The sequence below is a fragment of the Frankia sp. CcWB3 genome (assembly GCF_977927595.1).
Genome location: NZ_CDWRCK010000277.1, coordinates 1 through 4,360 on the forward strand (window position 1 = coordinate 1; position 4,360 = coordinate 4,360).

The window sequence follows — 4,360 nt, forward strand, 5'->3', positions numbered from 1 at the left end:
AAACTCCCCACCTCGGCCGACGCGACCTCCCCACCATCGCCGACTACCAGACCCCCCAGGCCCAGGCGGTCATCAGCGACCTGTTCGACGAGGCCGCCGACTACGCCGAGGTCCTACGCCGGCTGTGGGACAGCTGGGAAGACGACGCCGAGATCCGCGACACCGCCACCGGACGGTTCATCGACCGCGACAAACTGCACTACATCGACTTCGAAGGCCGCTGGTTCTCCGTCCGCGGGCCCTCCATCGTCCCCCGTCCGCCCCAGGGCCAGCCGCTGGTCACCGCCCTGGGCCACAGCACCATTTCCTACCGGCTCGCCGCCCGCGCCGCCGACGTCGCCTACATCACCCCGCACACCGCCGCCGACGCCCGGGCGATCGTCGGCGAGATCCGCGCCGAACAGGCCGCGGCCGGACGCGCCGACGACACCCTGCACGTCTTCGCCGATCTCGTCGTTCTCCTCGACGCCTCCGCGGAGCAGGCCGCCGAACGGCGCGGTCGTCTCGATGCCCGTGCCGGTGAGCCCTACACCTCCGACGCGCTGATCTTCGCCGGTACCCCCGGCGACCTCGCCGACCTTCTCCTCGACTGGCGATCCACCGGGCTGACCGGGTTCCGACTACGCCCGGCCGCCCTTCCCCACGACCTCGAAGCCATCACCCGCGGGCTCGTCGGTGAACTCCACCACCGTGGCGCCTTCCGCACCGCCTACCAGGCCACCACTCTGCGCGGCCACCTCGGCCTGCCGCGACCCGCCAACCGTTACGCCACCGTCTGATCGTTGATCCGACTCTCGGCGGCGGACGTCACGCAGGATTCCGGAGGACCCCCGATGAGCAGGCCGATCAAGCAGATCCACCTGGCTGCGCACTTTCCCGGAGTGAACAACACGACGGTGTGGAGTGATCCGCAGGCGGGCAGCCAGATCGAGTTCAGCTCCTTCGCCCATCTGGCCCGGACCGCGGAGCGGGCGAAGTTCGACTTCTTCTTCCTGGCCGAGGGGCTGCGCCTGCGTGAGCAGAACGGGCGCATCCACGATCTCGACGTCGTCGGCCGGCCGGATACCTTCACCGTGCTCGCGGCGCTCGCCGCGGTGACCGAACGGCTGGGGCTGGCCGGCACCATCAATTCCACATTCAACGAGCCCTACGAGGTCGCCCGGCAGTTCGCCAGCCTCGACCATCTCTCCGCCGGTCGGGCCGCGTGGAATGTGGTCACGTCGTGGGACGCGTTCACGGGGGAGAACTTCCGCCGCGGTGGCTACCTGCGGGAGGAGGACCGTTACGCCCGCGCCGAGCGGTTCCTGCGCACGGCGTGGGAGCTGTTCGACTCCTGGCACGGCGACGAGATCGTGGCCGACAAGGAGTCCGGGGTCTTCCTGCGGACGCCGCGGCCGGGCGCGTTCGACCTGCACGACGCGTTCTTCGACATCAGCGGCCACTTCAACGTGCCGCGCGGCCCGCAGGGCCGGCCGGTCATCTTCCAGGCCGGCGACTCGGGAGCCGGCCGCGAGTTCGCCGCCTCGTCCGCCGACGCGATCTTCAGTCGGCACAGCACGTTCGACGCGGGCCAGGCCTTCTACGCCGACATCAAGGGCCGCCTGGCCCGCCACGGCCGCAGACCCGAGCAACTGGTGGTCCTGCCGGCGGTGACCTTCGTCCTCGGCGACACCGACGCCGAGGCGCGGGAACGGGCCGGCGTGATCCGGCGCCAGCAGGTCAGCGGGGCGACGGCGATCCTGTTCGCCGAGCAGCTCTGGAACCGCGACCTCTCCGGCTACGACCCGGACGGCCCGGTGCCCGAGGTCGACCCGGTACCGGGGGAGAACACCATCTCGAAGGGCCGGGCCAGCGTGCGGATGTTCGACGACCGGCAGGCGACCGTCCGGCAGTGGCGCGAGCTCGGCGAGGCGAAGAAGCTCTCGCTGCGCGAGGTGGTCATCGAGGTCACCGGACGGCAGTCGTTCATCGGTTCGGCCGCTACTGTAGCCGAGACGATCAACAAGTTCGTCCAGGAGGACGCCAGCGACGGGTTCATCCTCGTCCCGCACATCACCCCGGGCGGGCTGGATGAGTTCGCCGACACGGTCGTGCCGCTGCTTCAGGAGCGCGGCGTATTCCGCACCGACTACTCGGGGACGACGCTGCGCGAGCACCTCGGCCTCGCTCCGCTCGGGTAACGGGCTGCCCGGTCGGGCTGCCCGCCCGGCCCGCTCGGCCCGCCGTCTCGAACTCCTCGCCGGCGGTGTTGTCTTCGGTACCTGAAACTCACAGGTACCTGAAAGTATGATGTTGCTCGCGTCATGCTCGGGAGGCGTCACGCTCGGGAGGAGGGACGCATGGAACGGGTGGCCGCGGTGAACACGGCGACGGCGGTCGCTCATGTTCTGCGGGAGGAGATTCTCAGCCGGCAGGACGGCGACCTGTACCTCGGCCAGGAGAACGAGCTGCTGGCCCGGCTCGGCGTTAGCCGGCCGTCGCTGCGTCAGGCGGTGCGGCTGTTGCAGGCCGAGGGGATCCTCACCGTCCGCCGGGGTCATCACGGCGGTCTGTACGGGCAGCGGCCGGACGCGGCCGGGGTCGCCCACATGGCGTCGGTCTTCCTGCGCACCCGTCGGGCCTCGTTCGCCGACCTCAGCGCGACCCACGCCCTCATCACCACCGATTGAGCCCGGCTCGCCGCGCTCAATCCGGATCCGGCCGAGCGGGGTCGGCTGCTGACCTTCGTCGACAGCGCCGTCGGCGGTGCCGTCAACGCCGCCGTTGACGGCACCGCCGGTGGGGATGCCCGCGACCATGCCCGGACCCGGGCGCAGTGGGGCGTGCTGCTCGCCGAGATCGCCCGCAGCCCCACCCTTCAGCTCTTCGAGGACGTGCTCGGCTCGCTGTCGCAGTACCCGGCCTCGCGGCCGTTCCTGCCCGACCCCGCCAGCGTCGCCCTGGCCTGGGAGCAGTGCCGGTGGATCGCCGAGGCGGTGGGGGACGGCGATGCCGACACCGCCGCCGCACTGTGCCGTGAGCACGGGGACGCGATGGCCCGCTACCTCCGCGACCAGCCGGAGGATCTCCTCGGCTGGTGAGCCGTCCGGGGCCGGGTCCATGCCGCCGCCTGGTCACGGTCCGCGCGTCGTCTCGCTGGGGGGCTACGGCGCCGCCTCGGTCCAGCGGGCCGCTCAGTCCAGCAGGCCGCTCTGCCGGGCGGCGTGCACGGCTGCCGTACGGTTACGGACCCCCATCTTGCGCATGATGCTGCGCATGTAGGTCTTCACGGTCTCGGCGCGGATCGTGAGGTGCTCCGCCGCCTCGACGTTGGAGCAGCCAGTGGCCACGAGGGTCAGCACCTCCATCTCCCGCAGGGTGAGGCGGAAGGGCGGCGGCTTCGGCGGGCCGGGCGTGACGACCGGTTCGTTGCGCAGCAGGGAGTAGATGTGCAGGATCTGCCGCCGGAGATGGGGGGCCGTCATCTGGGCGCTCAGCTCCAGCAACTCGATCTGGGCCAGGCGGACCCGCTCCCGCTGCGTGCGAGAGTCGGGCGGCTGTCCATCGGCGACGAATGGTCCCGGTGCGCGGTCAAAGCCGGCAGGGGTCATCGTCCGATGCAGGCGCACCTGCATCGGGATCGAATCCGATGCCACTGGGCCCATTATGCTCCTCTCCCTATCCACGTCGATAACCCAGCTACCTCCGGATGGGCGCCCCCGGACAACCAGGCGCGTACCGGTGTATTCATGAAGGGGCGGTCGGTCCCGGGATCAGCCGTACACCACCTTTGTGTGATGCCTTCCATGATCCGGTCGCGGGTGAAGTGGGCACACTGCCACGTCGGCTCCGCTCCAGGCTGGCCGTCCGTCTTCGTCGGATGCCCGCTGCCGGCTACATCGAAAAGGTTATGGAGTCGAAATGAAATAACTTGCGCGTTTCGAACCCTCCACAGGCCTGTGACCTGTGATGATGCTCTCGATCACGTATTTGTTACTTCATTACGTCCCCTATCTCCTTGCTCCGGCCGGTCGTCAATGGTGTCGCTCCCATGCCAAGAACATACTGCTCCCCCCGGCCGGAAGGCCCGAGGGTAGTCTTGAATGCTACCCCGAAAGGGGCTCCTTCGGGGGCGTCATGCCACGTCGCCGCACCAAAGTACCCCTCGGTTTGAGGGGGCGCGAAGGAAATTCCTGGAGGCAGGCGGGAACCCGCACGTCAGCGGGTTGACGGCGGGCAGCGTAAACGGCCTCGGGGGTTATCCGATGAGCCCGCCGGGTTAATAGGTGGGACGACGGCGGATGATGTGGGCGGATGCACGGGAATCCGCGCGGGTGGATGGTAGGAATAGGCCGGACTGGCCGTGGCGGCCGCGGCCACA

5 protein-coding genes and 1 pseudogene are annotated in these 4,360 nt (G+C 69.6%); 5 read left to right on the forward strand and 1 reads right to left on the reverse strand.

Features of this window, described 5'->3' with window-relative positions; genetic code table 11:
- The 4 genes and pseudogenes from ACY5KJ_RS17315 to ACY5KJ_RS17330 all read left to right on the forward strand — a co-directional run.
- Positions 1-779: LLM class flavin-dependent oxidoreductase (locus ACY5KJ_RS17315; protein ID WP_462203857.1), on the forward strand; the 779-nt coding region annotated here is incomplete at its 5' end.
- Positions 780-833: 54 nt separating this feature from the next.
- A complete protein-coding gene (locus ACY5KJ_RS17320) occupies positions 834-2,180 on the forward strand; it encodes an NtaA/DmoA family FMN-dependent monooxygenase (RefSeq protein ID WP_462188138.1) in 1,347 nt (448 codons plus the stop codon).
- 159 nt (positions 2,181-2,339) lie between these two features.
- A complete protein-coding gene (locus ACY5KJ_RS17325) occupies positions 2,340-2,669 on the forward strand; it encodes a GntR family transcriptional regulator (RefSeq protein ID WP_462203858.1) in 330 nt (109 codons plus the stop codon).
- 12 nt (positions 2,670-2,681) lie between these two features.
- Positions 2,682-3,080 (forward strand): annotated as a pseudogene (locus ACY5KJ_RS17330) (FCD domain-containing protein); the annotation flags it as partial.
- 93 nt (positions 3,081-3,173) lie between these two features.
- On the opposite strand, the gene ACY5KJ_RS17335 reads toward ACY5KJ_RS17330, so the two are convergent.
- Entirely contained in the window at positions 3,174-3,590 is a 417-nt protein-coding gene (locus ACY5KJ_RS17335) for a response regulator transcription factor (RefSeq protein WP_462203859.1), read from the reverse strand.
- A 358-nt stretch (positions 3,591-3,948) separates the two neighbouring features.
- Here ACY5KJ_RS17335 and ACY5KJ_RS17340 point away from each other — a divergent pair, with 358 nt between their 5' ends.
- Positions 3,949-4,209: a hypothetical protein gene (locus ACY5KJ_RS17340; RefSeq protein ID WP_462203860.1), complete on the forward strand. Its 261-nt coding sequence runs from the start codon at positions 3,949-3,951 to the stop codon at positions 4,207-4,209.
- Positions 4,210-4,360 lie beyond the last annotated feature (151 nt).